This is a genomic window from Pseudomonas sp. Seg1, from assembly GCF_018326005.1.
Lineage (GTDB): Bacteria > Pseudomonadota > Gammaproteobacteria > Pseudomonadales > Pseudomonadaceae > Aquipseudomonas.
Window position 1 is genome coordinate 76,369 of the sequence record NZ_AP021903.1, and the last position, 14,864, is coordinate 91,232.

Consider the following 14,864-nt stretch of genomic DNA (forward strand, 5'->3'; position numbering starts at 1 on the left):
ATGACGTCTTACCAGTCGCCTAATTTCTTAGGCCGGAATGGCTTTCGCCTTAGGCTCCCGAGCCCAGACCCGATGCTGCCCGATCGCGGCAAAGAACGGCTTGGTCAGCGCACCAACATCCTTGCCCTCCAGCAACCCGGCATCTGCCTCCAGCTTCAAAACATCCAACAACTGCTTGGCTTCGCCCTGAAGTGCAATCGCCTTCAGATGCTTGTATGCCTCCAGCACGTAATGCAGAGCCACGCCGTCACCGCTTAGTGCTTTGACCGACGCCGCACCACCCGGCACGAACACCGCATCGAAAATTACCGACGGCATGCCCTCCATCGATGCATCCACTGGCAGGCTTTTACCGTCGGCAGTCTTCACTGGCGCCGAAGTCGGGCCAAGCAACTTGGCATGCGCACCTTCAGCCGCCAATGCCTTCTTCATTGCATCAATCGCTGCACCATCGACGCCGTTCGCCGCAAGAATCGCCACTTTTCGAGTCTTGATGTTCTCCGGTAACAGATTGGCCTGACTCAACGAAGGCGAATTGTCGAAGGAGGTTTTGCGCACCTCAACCGTGCCTTTGGTTGGTGCCGGCAGACCCAGATTGGCCGCCACACGTTTGGCCAGTTCCAGATCGATGTTGGCGAGAATCTCGTTCACTTCCCGCGCACGGATGAACTCACGTTCAACCTTGCCCAGCTCAAAGCTATAGGCGGCGATGATGTGTTCCTTCTCGTGCGCACTCATGCTGTTGAAGAACAGCCGTGCTTGCGAGAAGTGATCGCTGAACGACTCGCTGCGCTGGCGGATCTTGGCGGCGTCGATGCGTTCCGGATACGTCTCGAAACCACCGTCCTGCGCGGCCGGCGGGGTTTCTTTCGGCCAGCCACCGTCAATCGAGTTCGGCTCGTAAGACGCGCGACCCTTGTCGATCACCGTGCGGTGCTGGGCGTCGCGCTGGCCGTTGTGGAACGGCGCGACCGGGCGGTTGATCGGCAGTTCGTGAAAGTTCGGCCCGCCAAGTCGGCTGATCTGCGTATCGGTGTAGGAAAACAGACGACCTTGCAGCAGCGGGTCGTTGGAGAAGTCGATCCCCGGCACGATATGGCCCGGGCAGAACGCGACCTGCTCGGTCTCGGCGAAGAAGTTATCCGGATTGCGGTTGAGGGTCATTTTGCCCAACGGCGTAATCGGCACGATTTCTTCGGGGATCAGCTTGGTCGGGTCGAGGATGTCGAAATCGAAGTCATGCTCGTTTTCCTCCTCGATGACCTGCACGCCTAGCTCCCATTCCGGGTAGTCGCCCATCTCGATGGCTTCCCAGAGATCGCGACGGTGGTAGTCGGTATCTTTACCGGCGAGCTTCTGCGCTTCGTCCCAGACCAGCGAGCAAGTGCCGGCGGTAGGGCGCCAGTGGAATTTGACGAAGCGCGATTTACCCTCGGCATTCACCAGCCTGAACGTATGCACGCCAAAGCCCTGCATGCTGCGCAGGCTTTTCGGGATCGCCCGGTCGGACATGGCCCAGATGACCATGTGTGCCGATTCCGGCACCAGGGAGACGAAATCCCAGAAGGTGTCGTGGGCCGAGCCGCCGGTCGGGATTTCGTTGTGCGGCTCAGGTTTTACCGCGTGGACGAAGTCGGGAAACTTGATCGCATCCTGAATGAAGAACACCGGCATGTTGTTGCCGACCAGGTCGAAGTTACCTTCATCGGTGAAGAACTTCACCGCGAAACCGCGCACGTCACGTACGGTGTCGCCGGAGCCGCGGGGTCCTTGCACAGTGGAAAAGCGCACGAATACCGGGGTCTTTTTCCCCGGATCCTGTAAGAAGCCAGCCTTGGTCAGCGCGGCATGGTTCTCGTAAGCCTGAAAGAAACCGTGTGCGCCGGTGCCGCGGGCGTGGACGATGCGCTCCGGGATCCGCTCATGGTCAAAGTGCGTGATCTTCTCACGCATGATGAAGTCTTCCAGCAGCGATGGGCCGCGGGCGCCCACCTTGAGGGTGTTCTGGTTGTCGGCGATTTTCACGCCCTGGTTGGTGCGCAGGGCCTGGCCGGTGGCGTCGGAGCGAAATTTCTCCAGGCTGTCGAGTTTGGTATTGGTGTTGGCGCGATCCGGGGTATCGGTTCCAGCCAGTTCACTTTTGCCGGTGGTAGGTTTCTTGGTACTCATCAGACGTAAACTCCTCGTTTGACCCCTTTTCAACGGGGACTCTTGAGCGTTTCCGGGCACGGTTACCCAGGGTTTCAAGTCGCTTAACTAGTGACCGATGAGCAGGAACGGGCGTTCCTTTTTTATGACCTTTGATCTTGTTATTGCCAAATCGAAGGTTAATTGCGAAATAAATGCTAAGAACCTCTATACGGACAGGCTAAAATGCGCGCCCGGCTAACCGCTGATCCTTTTCTAACGCGCCCCACAAGGTTCGCTACGTGATCGAGTTTCAAAACGTCCACAAGACTTACCGCGTCGCCGGTAAGGACATTCCCGCCCTGCACCCGACCAGTCTGAAGATTGAGAACGGTCAGGTCTTCGGCCTGATCGGTCATTCCGGTGCGGGCAAAAGTACCCTGCTGCGTCTGATCAATCGCCTGGAACAATCCAGTGGCGGCAAGATCATCGTCGACGGCGAAGAAGTCACCGCGCTGGATGCCAACGGCCTGCGCCGTTTCCGCCAGCAAGTCGGGATGATCTTCCAGCACTTCAACCTGCTCGCCTCCAAGACCGTGGCCGACAACGTTGCGTTGCCGCTGACCCTGGCCGGTGAGTTGTCGAGCAGCGAAATCAACAAGCGCGTCGCCGAGCTGCTCAAGCGCGTCGGCCTGTCCGATCACGCCAAGAAGTACCCGGCGCAGTTGTCCGGCGGCCAGAAGCAGCGCGTCGGCATCGCCCGCGCCCTGGCGACCAAGCCGAAAATCCTGCTCTGCGACGAGGCCACCAGCGCTCTCGACCCGCAAACCACGGCGTCGGTTCTGCAACTGCTGGCCGAGATCAACCGCGAACTGAAGCTGACCATCGTGCTGATCACCCACGAGATGGATGTGATCCGCCGCGTCTGCGATCAGGTTGGCGTGATGGATGCCGGCGTGATCGTCGAGCAAGGTTCGGTGGCCGATGTGTTCCTGCATCCGCAGCACCCGACCACCAAGCGTTTCGTCCAGGAAAGCGAGCAGATCGACGAAAGCGAGCAGCGCGATGACTTCGCTCACGTGCCCGGCCGCATCGTGCGTCTGACCTTCCAGGGCGAAGCGACCTACGCGCCGTTGCTTGGCACAGTCGCCCGGGAAACCGGCGTCGACTACAGCATCCTCGCCGGTCGCATCGACCGCATCAAAGACATTCCGTACGGGCAATTGACCCTCGCCGTCACCGGTGGCGACATGGAAGCGGCCTTCGCCCGCTTCACCGCCGCTGACGTTCACATGGAGGTATTGCGCTAATGGAAGACCTGATCAGTTTCTTCACCAATATCGACTGGTACGAAATCTGGCTGGCCACCGGCGACACCATGCTGATGCTTGGCGGTTCGCTGCTGTTCACCGTGCTGCTCGGCCTGCCGCTGGGCGTGTTGCTGTTCCTCTGCAGCCCGCGTCAGCTTCTGGAAAACCGTGGCTTCTACGCGGTCATGTCGCTGGCGGTGAACATTCTGCGTTCGCTACCGTTCATTATTCTGTTGATCGTGATGATCCCGTTCACCGTGCTGATCACCGGTACGTCGCTGGGCGTGGCCGGTGCGATTCCGCCGCTGGTGGTCGGGGCCACGCCGTTCTTCGCGCGTCTGGTGGAAACCGCGCTGCGTGAAGTCGATCGCGGCATCATCGAAGCAACCCAGTCGATGGGCGCGACCACGCGGCAGATCATCATGAACGCCTTGCTGCCGGAAGCCCGTCCGGGCATCTTTGCAGCGATTACGGTGACGGCGATTACCCTGGTGTCCTACACGGCGATGGCCGGTGTGGTCGGCGCCGGTGGCCTGGGTGACCTGGCGATCCGTTTCGGTTATCAGCGTTTCCAGACCGACGTGATGATTGTCACCGTGGTGCTGCTGTTGATCCTGGTGCAAGTGTTGCAAATGGTCGGTGATCGACTGGTCGTACATTTCTCGCGCAAATAACCGGTTTTTGTAACTTAGAGATGAGCCGGCCATTCGCTGGCAGGCGCCAGACGGGCGCCTCAAAAGGAGTTAGCTGAATGAAAAAACTGATCGCTGCTTTCGCTGCCGTTGCGGCATTCTCGGCCCACGCCGAAACCCTGACCGTTGCCGCCACTCCGGTGCCGCACGCGGAAATCCTCGAATTCGTGAAGCCGGCTCTGGCCAAAGAAGGCGTGGATCTGAAGGTCAAGGTCTTCACCGACTACATTCAGCCAAACGTACAGGTTGCCGAAAAGCGTCTGGACGCCAACTTCTTCCAGCACCAGCCGTACCTCGATGAGTTCAACAAAGCCAAGGGCACCAGCCTGGTGGCTGTGACTGGTGTGCACCTGGAACCGCTGGGCGCTTACTCGAGCAAGATCAAGGATCTGAAAGACCTGCCAAGCGGCGCCAACGTGGTGATCCCGAACGACGCCACCAACGGCGGCCGTGCGCTGTTGCTGCTGGCCAAGGCTGGCGTGATCACTCTGAAGGACCCGACCAACATTCTGTCGACCCTCAAAGACATCGCCCAAAACCCGAAAGATCTGAAAATCCGTGAACTGGAAGCCGCGACCATCCCGCGTGTGTTGACCCAGGTCGATCTGGCCCTGATCAACACCAACTACGCGCTGGAAGCCAAGCTCGATCCGTCCAAGGACGCGCTGGTGATCGAAGGCAACGATTCGCCTTACGTGAACATTCTCGTGTCCCGTGCGGACAACAAGGACAGCGACGCAATGAAGAAACTGGCTGCCGCCCTGCACAGCCCGGAAGTGAAGCAATTCATCACCGAGAAGTACAAAGGCGCGGTACTGCCGGCGTTCTGATTTAGATCGCTGCAACGAAAAAGGGGACGCAATGTGCGTCCCCTTTTTTGTGTCTGGTGTTTGGCTTTGGACCTGCTGTGAAGCTTCCCCTCACCCCAGCCCTCTCCCGAGGGAGAGGGGGCCGACCGAGGTGTCTGGCGCTATGCATCGACCTGAAAGATTCATTCGATTATGGATTCGGCCAGCACTTTCACGTCGGCGTATTTCTTCAGCATCCCCCGTTCAGTTCCCTCTCCCTCTGGGCGGTCCGACGTTTCGGGAGGGTTAGGGTGAGGGGCTTTTGCCTTTAGGCGGTTATTTGCGGTTAAGCATCACCGGCAGCTGCGCCACCAGTTTGGCGTTGTTCAACGGCGCACGGATAAAGCCACGCTGCGTCCCGTCCGGGCCAATTACCGCGAGATTCCCGCTGTGATCCACGGTGTAATTCGGCTTGCTGGTGTCCGCCGGAATAAACGGAATGCTCACCGCGTTGGCGACCTTTTGCAGTTCTTCGATTGAGCTCGGCGTAAGGCCAACGAACTGCGGATCAAAGTAACCCAGGTACTGCTTCAACTGCTTCGGGTTATCCCGATTCGGATCAACGCTGACCAATACGATCTGCAACTTATCCACAGCGTCTTTAGGCAGTTCGCTCTTGATCTGCCGCAGTTGCGCCAATGTGGTCGGGCAGATGTCCGGGCAGAAGGTGTAGCCGAAAAACAGCAGGCTCCACTTGCCCTTCAACTCGTCGATGGCGACCGGTTTGCCGTCCTGATCGGTCATCGTCACGTTTGGCAGGGTGCGGCTCTGCGGCAGCAGAATAATGCCGGCGTCGATCAGCGCGGTCGGGTCGCCCTGGCCCTTGCCGCTCAGCACCTTGTTGACGGTAAGTCCCAGGATCAGCGCGATCACGGCGACGAGGATGAAGACGGTTTTCTGGGTTCGAGTCATAGGTTCAACAGTAAGTAGTGGTCTACGAGCAGGGCGATGAACAGCAGAAACAAGTACCAGATAGAGTACTTGAACGTGTTGATCGCCGCGTGCGGCCGAGTGCCACGGTACAGCACCACGGCCCATTGCAGAAACCTCGCGCCGAGGGCGAGGGCGCATATCAGGTAGAGCGCGCCGCTCATGTGGATCACGTACGGCAGCAGACTCACCGCCAGCAGCGCGAAGGTGTACAGCAGAATGTGCACCTTGGTGTAGTGCTCGCCGTGAGTGACCGGCAGCATCGGGATGTCGGCCTTGGCGTATTCCTCTTTGCGATGGATCGCCAGCGCCCAGAAGTGGGGCGGCGTCCAGGCGAAGATGATCAGCACCAGCAACAGCGGTTCGGCGCTGACGTGGCCGGTGGCGGCGGTCCAGCCGAGCAGCGGCGGTGCGGCGCCGGCGAGGCCGCCGATGACGATGTTCTGCGGCGTCGCGCGTTTAAGAAAACCGGTGTAGATCACCGCGTAACCGAGCAGCGAAGCCAGCGTCAGCCATGCCGTCAGCGCATTGGTGAAGGTCAGCAGCAACGCCTGACCGAGCAGCGCCAACACCAGCGCAAAGGTCAGTGCAGCGGCAGGCGAAACCCGGCCCTCGGCCATTGGCCGTTTATGCGTGCGCGCCATCACCGCATCAATGCGCCGATCCACCACATGATTGACCGCCGCCGCACCGCCGGCACACAGCGCGATGCCCAGATTGCCGAACACCAGCACCGTCCACGGCACCCCGGCGCGGGTCGCGAGGAACATGCCGACCAGCGAGGTGATCAGCATCAGCACCACGACTTTTGGCTTGGTCAGCTCCAGATAGTCACGCCAGATCGCCTGATGCGGGCGTTCGCCAATCAGAATCGCCACGGCGTTTCTCCTTTTATTGTGATGGGCGCGGCCGCGTGTTTACGCGGGCTCAGGCGCCAGCGCGCGAGCACCGGTTGTTTGACCCGGACCAGACTGGTCCGCGCGTGGTAATTGACCAGCACCATGGTCATTAACAGCGCCGCACCGCCGGCGTTATGCGCCACGGCCACCGGCAGCGGCAGATGGAACAGCACGTTGCTGATGCCGAGGGTGATCTGTGCGCCGAGCGCGACCACGACTAACCCGGCCAACCGCGTCATGCCGACCACTTTCAATTGCCACGCCAGACCGAGCAGCACCAACGTCACCAACAGCGCGCCGATGCGGTGGGTCAAATGAATCGCCGTGCGCGCATCGCTGTCGAGTTGTCCACCCAGATAATTCGGGCCGATGTGTTGAGTCAGGTGAAAGCCGTTGGCGAAGTCGGCGGGTGGCAGCCATTGGCCGTGGCAGGTCGGGAAGTCGATGCAGGCCACCGCCGCATAATTGGAACTGACCCAGCCACCGAGGGCGATCTGGCCGATCACCAGTAACAGGCCAGCGGTCGCCCAATACTGCAAACGCTTGGGCACGGTCAGCGCCGGCAGCACCCCGGACAATCGCAACGTCAGCAAAAACAGCAGGCTCAAGGTCGCAAAACCGCCAAGCAAATGTCCGGTGACCACTTGCGGCCAGAGCTTGAGCGTCACCGTCCACATGCCGAACGCCGCTTGCGCAAACACCACCGCCAACAGAAACAGCGGCAGTTTCAACGGCAGCCCCGGATGACGCCGATTGACCCAGGCGCGCCCGGCCAGAATCGAAATGAGCAGGCCGAGGGTGCCGGCGAAGTAGCGGTGGATCATCTCGTTCCAGCCCTTGTGCGCCTCCACCGGCGAGTCGGGGTAATGCAGTTCGGCATGGGCCAGTTGGGCTTCGCTTTTTGGCACGCTGATAAAGCCGTAGCAGCCCGGCCAGTCCGGACAGCCCAGACCTGCGTGGGTCAGGCGGGTGTAGGCGCCGAGCAGCACCACAATCAGGGCCAGCAGGGTGGCAAACAGCGCGAGGCGAAATCCAGGTTTGGCCATGACGATGCCCTTATCCGATGTTCGACAGTTTCAGCAGGTGACGCAGGTCGTTGAGCAGGTCCTTGCCTTTGACGTTCGGGTCGTAGCGCAGCACCAGATTGCCGTGCGGGTCGATGATCCACAGTTGTGGGGTGGCTTTGTCGCCAGTGGTCTTGCTGAAGGTGGTGACATCCAAGGGATAGCGTTGAAGTTGCGGATATTCACGGGTCAATTTGGCTTCGTAGTCAGCACCCAAAGGCTGTGCGGCGGCCAGGGCGTGGCTGGCGCGGCTGGCATCACGACCGAGGCCGATCTGGATCTGCCGCGCCAGATACACCAACTGCTGGCAATCGACCGCGCAATCCTTGGGCGCGGTGACCAGCATCTGCCAGCGCTGCTCATCGGCGACCACGCCAAGGTCGGCGCGAGTCTGACCGTTGCCGATCAGTTCGCCGTGGTAGCTGCGACCCTCCGGCACCCAGAACTGCAACTTGTACATGCCGGTGGCGAGGATCATCGGACCGATCACGCCGAGCACAATCAGCAGCAGTTGAATGCGCCCACGCCGACGGGTGGCGGCAGGTTTCGCCTCAGACATGCTGGGTGGATTCATGGTCGTTCCCATGGTTTTTCTCCTTTGCGTTGTGCAAGCCCAAATAGAGGTAGAGGCCGAGCAGGGCGGCGGCCATGGCGAACCACTGCACGGCGTAACCGAGGTGTTTTTCCGGGCCGATGGCGACCACCGGCCAATCGGCCTCGTAGCTGGCCGGGCCTTGTTCTGCACGCACCTCGTAGGCGAAGCCGTCGCGGTCGAGGGTTCTCCACAACTTGGCCGGCTCGACGGCGGTGATGGTTTGCGGCCAGGTGCTGCTGACCGGATCGGCGTGCAACTGGAAGGTTGCGCCGGGGGCGACGTAGACCCAGGCGTCGAGATTCAGCGCATCAGTGGGCGTGGTGAATTGCGGCGGCACGCGGCGATCCGGCCACGGCAGCCAACCGCGATTGACCAGCAGCCACAGGCCGCTGCGTTGATCCTGAAACGGTTGCAGCAGCTCCACGCCGACCTTGCCGTTACGCTGGCGGTTGTCGAGCAGCAAGCTGTGCGCGGCGTCGAACTGGCCATATAGATGCACGCGGCGATAGGCCGGGTCGGCGCTGTGCAGCAATTCGCTGCTGGCCATCGGCTCGGCGGCGCGACGTTCGGCATAACTGGCGAGCAGGGCGGTTTTCTCCGCGCCCCGGCCCAGTTGCCAGAAGCCCAGCGACACCAGCAGCGGCAGCAACAACGCCACCACCACGGTCGGTATCACGCCCGGACGAAAGCGCTTCATGGCTGCGCCACAAAGTCAGTCGTCGCGATCGCTATACTCAACTGCATCGCCTGTCCCCCGGAGTCTTCCCATGCTCAAAGCAGCCATCGTCGTGCTGCTGATTGCCACGGTGATCAGCCTGTTCAGCGGCCTGTTTTTCCTGGTCAAGGACGACAGCAGCTCGAATCGCCTGGTCATCGCCTTGAGTGTTCGGGTGGCATTGGCCGCTGCGACCGTCGGCTTGATCGCCTGGGGTTTCTACAGCGGCCAACTGGTGTCGCATGCGCCTTGGTAGCGTTGCTCCTCAGAGCACGTAAACGAAGATGAACAAGCCGATCCACACCACATCGACGAAGTGCCAATACCAGCTCGCCGCTTCGAAACCGAACTGATGGTCGGCGTCGAAGTGACCCTTCATGATGCGCATCAGCATCACAAACAGAATGATCGTGCCGATGGTCACGTGGGCGCCGTGGAAACCGGTGAGCATGAAGAATGTCGCGCCATAAATGCCCGAACCGAGGGTCAGGCCCAGTTCGTGGTAGGCGTGAATGTATTCCTCAGCCTGGAAACCGAGGAACGCGCAGCCGAGCAGCACGGTGATCGCCAGCCAGATTTTCAGCGCGCCGCGATGGCCCTTCTTCAGCGCATGGTGGGCGATGGTGATGGTCACACTGGAGCTGACCAGCAGAATCGTGTTGATCAGCGGCAAGCCCCACGGGCTGATGACTTCCTTCGGTGGCGGGAACAGTTTCGGATCCGGGGTATGCAGCAGCGGCCAGGTGAACTGGAAGTTCGGCCAGAGCATGTGGGCGATGCCTTTCGGGCCTTCGCCACCCAGCGCCGGGCCGGAGACGTGTCGCACGTAAAACAGCGCACCGAAGAACGCGGCGAAGAACATCACCTCGGAAAAGATGAACCAACTCATGCCCCAGCGAAACGAGCGATCCAGTTGCGGGCTGTACAGTCCCGAACGGCTTTCCTTGATCACCGTGCCGAACCAGCCGAACAGCATGTACGCCAGCAGCAGTCCGCCGACGAAAAAGATGTACGGCCCATGGGATTCCGGGCGTGCGGCTTTCAGATCGTTGAACCAGGTGGCGAGGCCGTACACGGTGATGGCCATGCCGAAAGTGGCGATGATCGGCCATTTGCTCTGGGCCGGAACGTAATAATGCTCATGAGTTGCCATTTATTGTTCTCCTTATCGGGCACGCTCAACCGCCAGTGTTTACAGCTACCGGAGGATGTCGGGCGGTGATATCGAACAGCGTGTAGGACAGCGTCAGGTGCTTCACATCCTTGGGCATGTCGCGGTCAACAATGAAGCGCACCGGCATCTCGATCTGCTGACCGGGCTGCAGCACCTGCTGGGTAAAACAAAAACATTCGGTCTTGTGGAAATACGCCGCCGCGTTGCTCGGCGCGATGCTCGGCACGGCTTGCGCACTCATCGGTTTGTCGGTGGGATTACGCGCGATGAAGATCATCTCGTTGACCGCGCCGGGGTTGGCGGTGAGTTCGTCGTGCTTGGGGTAGAAATCCCATGGCATGTCGGCGGTGTTGGTCGACAGAAACTGCACGCGCACCTGGCGCGAAGTGTCGACCACCTGCTCGCCCTCGTACTGCCCGGCGGTCTTGCCGTTGATGCCGAACGCTTTGCACATCACGTCGTAGATCGGCACCAGGGCAAAGCCGAAGACAAACATCGCCACCACCACCCCGAGCAGGCGGGTGACGAGTTTCTTCATCGAGATCGAGTCAGCCATGGTTCCAACCCTCTGCCGAGAACCCTGTGGGAGCTGGCTTGCCAGCGATGGCTGCCTGACTGACACACTGCAATGGCCCCATCGCTGGCAAGCCAGCTCCCACAATGTTTGTCACAGGGCGGAAAGTGTTCATTTCACTTCCGGCGGTGTGGTGAAGGTGTGATACGGCGCCGGCGACGGCACGCTCCACTCCAGGCCTTCAGCGCCATCCCACGGTTTGGCCGGTGCCGGCGGGCCGCCGCGAATGGTCTTGATCACGATGAACAGGAAGAACAGCTGCGTGGTGCCGAACATGAACGCGCCAATCGAGGAGACCATGTTGAAGTCGGCGAATTGCAGGTTGTAGTCCGGAATCCGTCGTGGCATCCCCGCCAGACCGACGAAGTGCATCGGGAAGAACGTCAGGTTCATGCCGACGAACGACAGCCAGAAATGCAGCTTGCCGAGGGTTTCGTCGTACATGTGGCCGGTCCATTTCGGCAGCCAGTAGTAGGTGGAGGCGAAGATCCCGAAGATCGCCCCCGGCACCAGCACGTAGTGGAAATGCGCGACCACGAAGTAGGTGTCCTGATACTGGAAGTCCGCCGGAGCGATGGCCAGCATCAGTCCGGAGAAACCGCCGATGGAGAACAGGATCACGAACGCCACGGCAAACAGCATTGGCGTTTCGAAGGTCAGTGAGCCCTGCCACATGGTGCTGGCCCAGTTGAACACCTTGACCCCGGTCGGCACGGCGATCAGTAGCGTGGCGTACATGAAAAACAGTTCGCCCACCAGCGGGATGCCCACCACGAACATGTGGTGCGCCCAGACGATAAATGACAGGAACGCGATGCTCGCCGTGGCGTAGACCATCGAGGTGTAGCCGAACAGCGGCTTGCGCGAAAACGTCGGGATGATCGAGCTGACGGCGCCGAACGCCGGCAGGATCATGATGTACACCTCGGGATGCCCGAAGAACCAGAACACATGCTGGAACAGCACCGGGTCACCGCCACCGGCGGCACTGAAGAAGCTGGTGCCGAAGTGGATGTCCATCAGCATCATCGTCACGCACCCGGCCAGCACCGGCATCACCGCGATCAGCAGGAACGCGGTGATCAGCCAGGTCCAGACGAACAGCGGCATTTTCATCAGGGTCATGCCGGGAGCGCGCAGGTTGAGGATGGTCGCGATCACGTTGATCGCGCCCATGATCGAACTGATGCCCATCAAGTGGATGGCGAAGATGAAGTAGGTGACGCTTTCGGGGGCGTAGGTCGTCGACAGCGGCGCGTAGAACGTCCAGCCGAAATTCGGCCCGCCACCGGCGGTGAACAGCGTCGAGACCAGCAGGATGAAGGCTGCCGGCAACAGCCAGAAACTGAAGTTGTTCATCCGTGGCAGCGCCATGTCCGGCGCGCCGATCATCAACGGGATCATCCAGTTGGCGAGGCCGACGAAGGCCGGCATGACCGCACCGAAGACCATCACCAGACCGTGCATGGTGGTCATCTGGTTGAAGAACGCCGGCTCGACGATCTGCAGTCCCGGCTGGAACAGTTCGGCACGAATCACCATCGCGAACGTACCGCCGAGCAGGAACATGGAAAACGCGAACCACAGATACAGCGTGCCGATGTCCTTGTGGTTGGTGGTCAGCACCCAGCGCATCAGGCCTTTGGCGGGGCCGTGGGCGTGGTCGGCATGACCATGGTCATCGATGACAGCGCTCATGGCCTGTCTCCTGTAAACGAGTGAGCTGGGCGGGCCGAGGCGCGATGCTCCGGCCGATGGATTGTCTGCGCGATAGACCGGCTCATTTGCTTTCCGCCTGTTTCAGCTCCAGCACTTCTTTTGGCGTGACCATGTCGCCCTTGTTGTTGCCCCAGGCGTTACGTTCATAGGTCACGACCGCCGCGATATCGACTTCCGACAGCTGCTTGCCGAACGCTGCCATGGCGGTGCCGGGCTTGCCGTGGAAGACAATGCTCAAGTGGCCTTCTTTCGGTCCGGTAGCGATTTTCGAGCCTTTGAGTGCCGGGAACATTGGCGGCAGACCCTGGCCTTCGGCCTGGTGACAGGCGACGCAGGTGGTGTGATAGATCTTGTCGCCACGCTCCTTGAGTTCGTCGAGCGTCCATTCCTTGCTGGTCAACTCTTTGAGCTGCGCGGCTTCGGCTTTGCGGTCGGCGAGCCACTTGTCGTAATCGGCCTTCTCCTTGACCTCGACGACGATCGGCATGAAGCCGTGATCCTTGCCGCAGAGTTCGGCGCACTGGCCACGGTAAATGCCGGGCTTGTCGATGCGTGTCCACGCCTCGTTGACGAACCCCGGAATCGCATCGCGCTTGACCGCGAAGGCCGGCACCCACCACGAGTGGATAACGTCGGCGGAGGTCACAAGGAAGCGCACCTTGGCCCCGGTCGGCAGCACCAATGGCTTGTCGACTTCGAGCAAGTAATGCTCGCCCTTGGCTTCCTTGTTGTGGATCTGTTCGGCGGGGGTGGCCAGGTTGCTGAAGAACTCGACGTCCTGGCCCAGGTATTTGTAGTGCCACTTCCACTGATAACCGGTGATCTGGATATCGATATCCGGCTCACTGGTGTCGTACATCTTGATCAGGGTGGCGGTCGCCGGAACGGCCATCGCCACCAGTATCACGAACGGCACGATGGTCCAGAGGATTTCGACGGTGGTGCTTTCGTGGAATTTTGCGGCGACCTGCCCGGTAGAACGGCGGTGCACCATCATCGACCAGAACATGGCGCCGAAGACGATGATCCCGATCACCACACAGATCCAGAAAATGGTCATGTGCAGGTCGAATACTGCGTGACTGATTTCAGTCGCTCCAGGCGCCATATTCACAGTCCAGGCGGCATGCGCCGGACTGAAAATCGACCACAACAGGAGGCCCATCCAGACGTGTGGATGTCGCATCATTGCGGGTTCCCCTTATCGTTCTTGTTATCCCGCCGGCTTTCGCCTGCGGCAAGGGAGCGGCTGCATCAGACTACGAACTTGAATCGCCGGGCCTTGCTGCGGGTGCAGTCGGGCGTCATCAGCTAACTCCATTCATTGGCGAGTATAGACAGCGGCGGGAAATTGCAATGTGCACACGTAAATCAACTGAAACAGCTGACACTTGCGTTCAAGGGCACGAATGGAGAAGGATGCAGACGAGTGGTGGCAAACCGATATAACGCAGGCGCATCAAGGATGAAATAATTATGACAAATGCGTCTTAGCATTTTTCGTAAGCCAGCTAACTTATGTCTTCCCTATTTCATTGCCTTGTTTCCTGGAGTTTTCATGAACACCGCCGCATTGCGCGAGCAGATCCAAAAAGCCCGACAACACGAAAACGAAACCGGACGGTTGACCCGTCAACTGGAAGAACAACTGCCTCACCTGCACCCCTCTATCCAATTACCGGAGACGGATGCCAAGGCTGTATTGACGCGTTTTGTCGAAGCCTATATCGACGAAGTACCTGACCTGCTGGACGCAGCCAATGAAGTCGCCAGGGAAGCGGGAATCGAGTCACAGATCAAACCGGTGCTGAAAATCGCCGAACAGTATTTCCTCCAGCCTCCGGTTGGCCTGGAACATCTGCTGGACGAAGCCTATCTGGCGCACCGCTTTGTCGAAGAGGTCAACGACCTGTACATCAAGCATTTCGGCCAGCCACTGATCCCCTTGGACATGACGGTCGCCAACCTGATTGCTCACCAGTTGCTCGGTGAGAAATTTGCCAATGAACTGGATGAAGTCGTGCACCACGCCGTGGACAGCATGCTCGACGACGACAGCTTTGCGCTGGAGTCGGTAGAAGCCTACCGCGAAAAACTCAGCAGCCCTGATACTGGCGCCGCGTGGAAACGCTGGCCGTGCATGAGCCGCCGACTGGGTGTGGGCCTGGAGCTGGATCAACCCGCCGCGTAACTCCGCGTCACACCACAAATACCTGT

Annotated in this window: 15 protein-coding genes; 5 read left to right on the top strand and 10 right to left on the bottom strand. The window is 60.0% G+C overall.

The genetic code is table 11. The features are described from left to right. Positions 1 to 27: 27 nt before the first annotated feature. Positions 28 to 2,169 (bottom strand): catalase HPII, encoded by a 2,142-nt coding sequence (gene katE / locus KI231_RS00350; RefSeq protein ID WP_103302930.1) that lies wholly within the window; start codon positions 2,167 to 2,169, stop codon positions 28 to 30. Between the two features lie 260 nt (positions 2,170 to 2,429). Here katE and KI231_RS00355 point away from each other — a divergent pair, with 260 nt between their 5' ends. From KI231_RS00355 to KI231_RS00365, 3 genes are all read left to right on the top strand, one after another. Further along, positions 2,430 to 3,437 carry a methionine ABC transporter ATP-binding protein gene (locus tag KI231_RS00355; RefSeq protein ID WP_103302931.1) on the top strand — a complete coding sequence of 336 codons (1,008 nt, stop codon included), beginning with the start codon at positions 2,430 to 2,432 and terminating at the stop codon, positions 3,435 to 3,437. Continuing rightward, positions 3,437 to 4,111: a methionine ABC transporter permease gene (locus KI231_RS00360; protein WP_103302932.1), complete on the top strand. Its 675-nt coding sequence runs from the start codon at positions 3,437 to 3,439 to the stop codon at positions 4,109 to 4,111. The genes KI231_RS00355 and KI231_RS00360 overlap by 1 nt, the downstream gene beginning before the upstream one ends. Before the next feature lie 77 nt (positions 4,112 to 4,188). Next, complete coding sequence (locus KI231_RS00365) at positions 4,189 to 4,959, top strand: MetQ/NlpA family ABC transporter substrate-binding protein (RefSeq protein ID WP_103302933.1); 771 nt, start codon at positions 4,189 to 4,191, stop codon at positions 4,957 to 4,959. Positions 4,960 to 5,253: 294 nt separating this feature from the next. On the opposite strand, the gene KI231_RS00370 is transcribed toward KI231_RS00365, so the two are convergent. From KI231_RS00370 to KI231_RS00390, 5 genes are read right to left on the bottom strand one after another with little or no spacing between them, the layout of a single operon-like run. Then, on the bottom strand, positions 5,254 to 5,889 hold the full coding sequence (locus KI231_RS00370) for an SCO family protein (RefSeq protein WP_213027129.1): 636 nt from the start codon (positions 5,887 to 5,889) through the stop codon (positions 5,254 to 5,256). Further along, entirely contained in the window at positions 5,886 to 6,785 is a 900-nt protein-coding gene (gene cyoE / locus KI231_RS00375; RefSeq protein WP_103302936.1) for a heme o synthase, read from the bottom strand. The genes KI231_RS00370 and cyoE overlap by 4 nt, the downstream gene beginning before the upstream one ends. Next, positions 6,773 to 7,852 (bottom strand): COX15/CtaA family protein, encoded by a 1,080-nt coding sequence (locus KI231_RS00380; protein WP_103302937.1) that lies wholly within the window; start codon positions 7,850 to 7,852, stop codon positions 6,773 to 6,775. Before KI231_RS00380 ends, cyoE begins: the two co-directional genes overlap by 13 nt. 10 nt (positions 7,853 to 7,862) lie before the next feature. Continuing rightward, a complete protein-coding gene (locus KI231_RS00385) occupies positions 7,863 to 8,456 on the bottom strand; it encodes a PA_0111/PP_0108 family redox-active disulfide protein (protein WP_213027130.1) in 594 nt (197 codons plus the stop codon). Further along, positions 8,422 to 9,162, bottom strand: coding sequence for an SURF1 family protein (locus KI231_RS00390; protein ID WP_213027131.1), 741 nt, complete (start codon positions 9,160 to 9,162; stop codon positions 8,422 to 8,424). The genes KI231_RS00385 and KI231_RS00390 overlap by 35 nt, the downstream gene beginning before the upstream one ends. A 70-nt stretch (positions 9,163 to 9,232) precedes the next feature. On the opposite strand from KI231_RS00390, the gene KI231_RS00395 reads away from it, so the two are divergent. Then, complete coding sequence (locus KI231_RS00395) at positions 9,233 to 9,436, top strand: twin transmembrane helix small protein (RefSeq protein ID WP_041073718.1); 204 nt, start codon at positions 9,233 to 9,235, stop codon at positions 9,434 to 9,436. Positions 9,437 to 9,445: 9 nt separating this feature from the next. Here the strand turns inward: KI231_RS00395 and KI231_RS00400 are convergent, their stop codons facing one another. The 4 genes from KI231_RS00400 to coxB all read right to left on the bottom strand — a co-directional run bounded on the left by KI231_RS00400 (position 9,446) and on the right by coxB (position 13,836). Next, complete coding sequence (locus KI231_RS00400; RefSeq protein WP_213027132.1) at positions 9,446 to 10,333, bottom strand: cytochrome c oxidase subunit 3; 888 nt, start codon at positions 10,331 to 10,333, stop codon at positions 9,446 to 9,448. A gap of 25 nt (positions 10,334 to 10,358) precedes the next feature. Beyond that, the gene (locus KI231_RS00405; protein ID WP_103302941.1) at positions 10,359 to 10,910 is read right to left on the bottom strand and encodes a cytochrome c oxidase assembly protein; all 552 of its coding nucleotides are present in this window, start codon (positions 10,908 to 10,910) and stop codon (positions 10,359 to 10,361) included. Positions 10,911 to 11,039: 129 nt separating this feature from the next. Further along, positions 11,040 to 12,626: a cytochrome c oxidase subunit I gene (gene ctaD / locus KI231_RS00410; RefSeq protein WP_201236126.1), complete on the bottom strand. Its 1,587-nt coding sequence runs from the start codon at positions 12,624 to 12,626 to the stop codon at positions 11,040 to 11,042. Positions 12,627 to 12,708: 82 nt separating this feature from the next. After that, positions 12,709 to 13,836, bottom strand: coding sequence for a cytochrome c oxidase subunit II (coxB, locus tag KI231_RS00415; protein WP_103302943.1), 1,128 nt, complete (start codon positions 13,834 to 13,836; stop codon positions 12,709 to 12,711). Positions 13,837 to 14,205: 369 nt separating this feature from the next. On the opposite strand from coxB, the gene KI231_RS00420 reads away from it, so the two are divergent. Further along, positions 14,206 to 14,838, top strand: a complete 633-nt coding sequence (locus KI231_RS00420; RefSeq protein WP_103302944.1) for a hypothetical protein — start codon at positions 14,206 to 14,208, stop codon at positions 14,836 to 14,838. Positions 14,839 to 14,864: the final 26 nt, after the last annotated feature.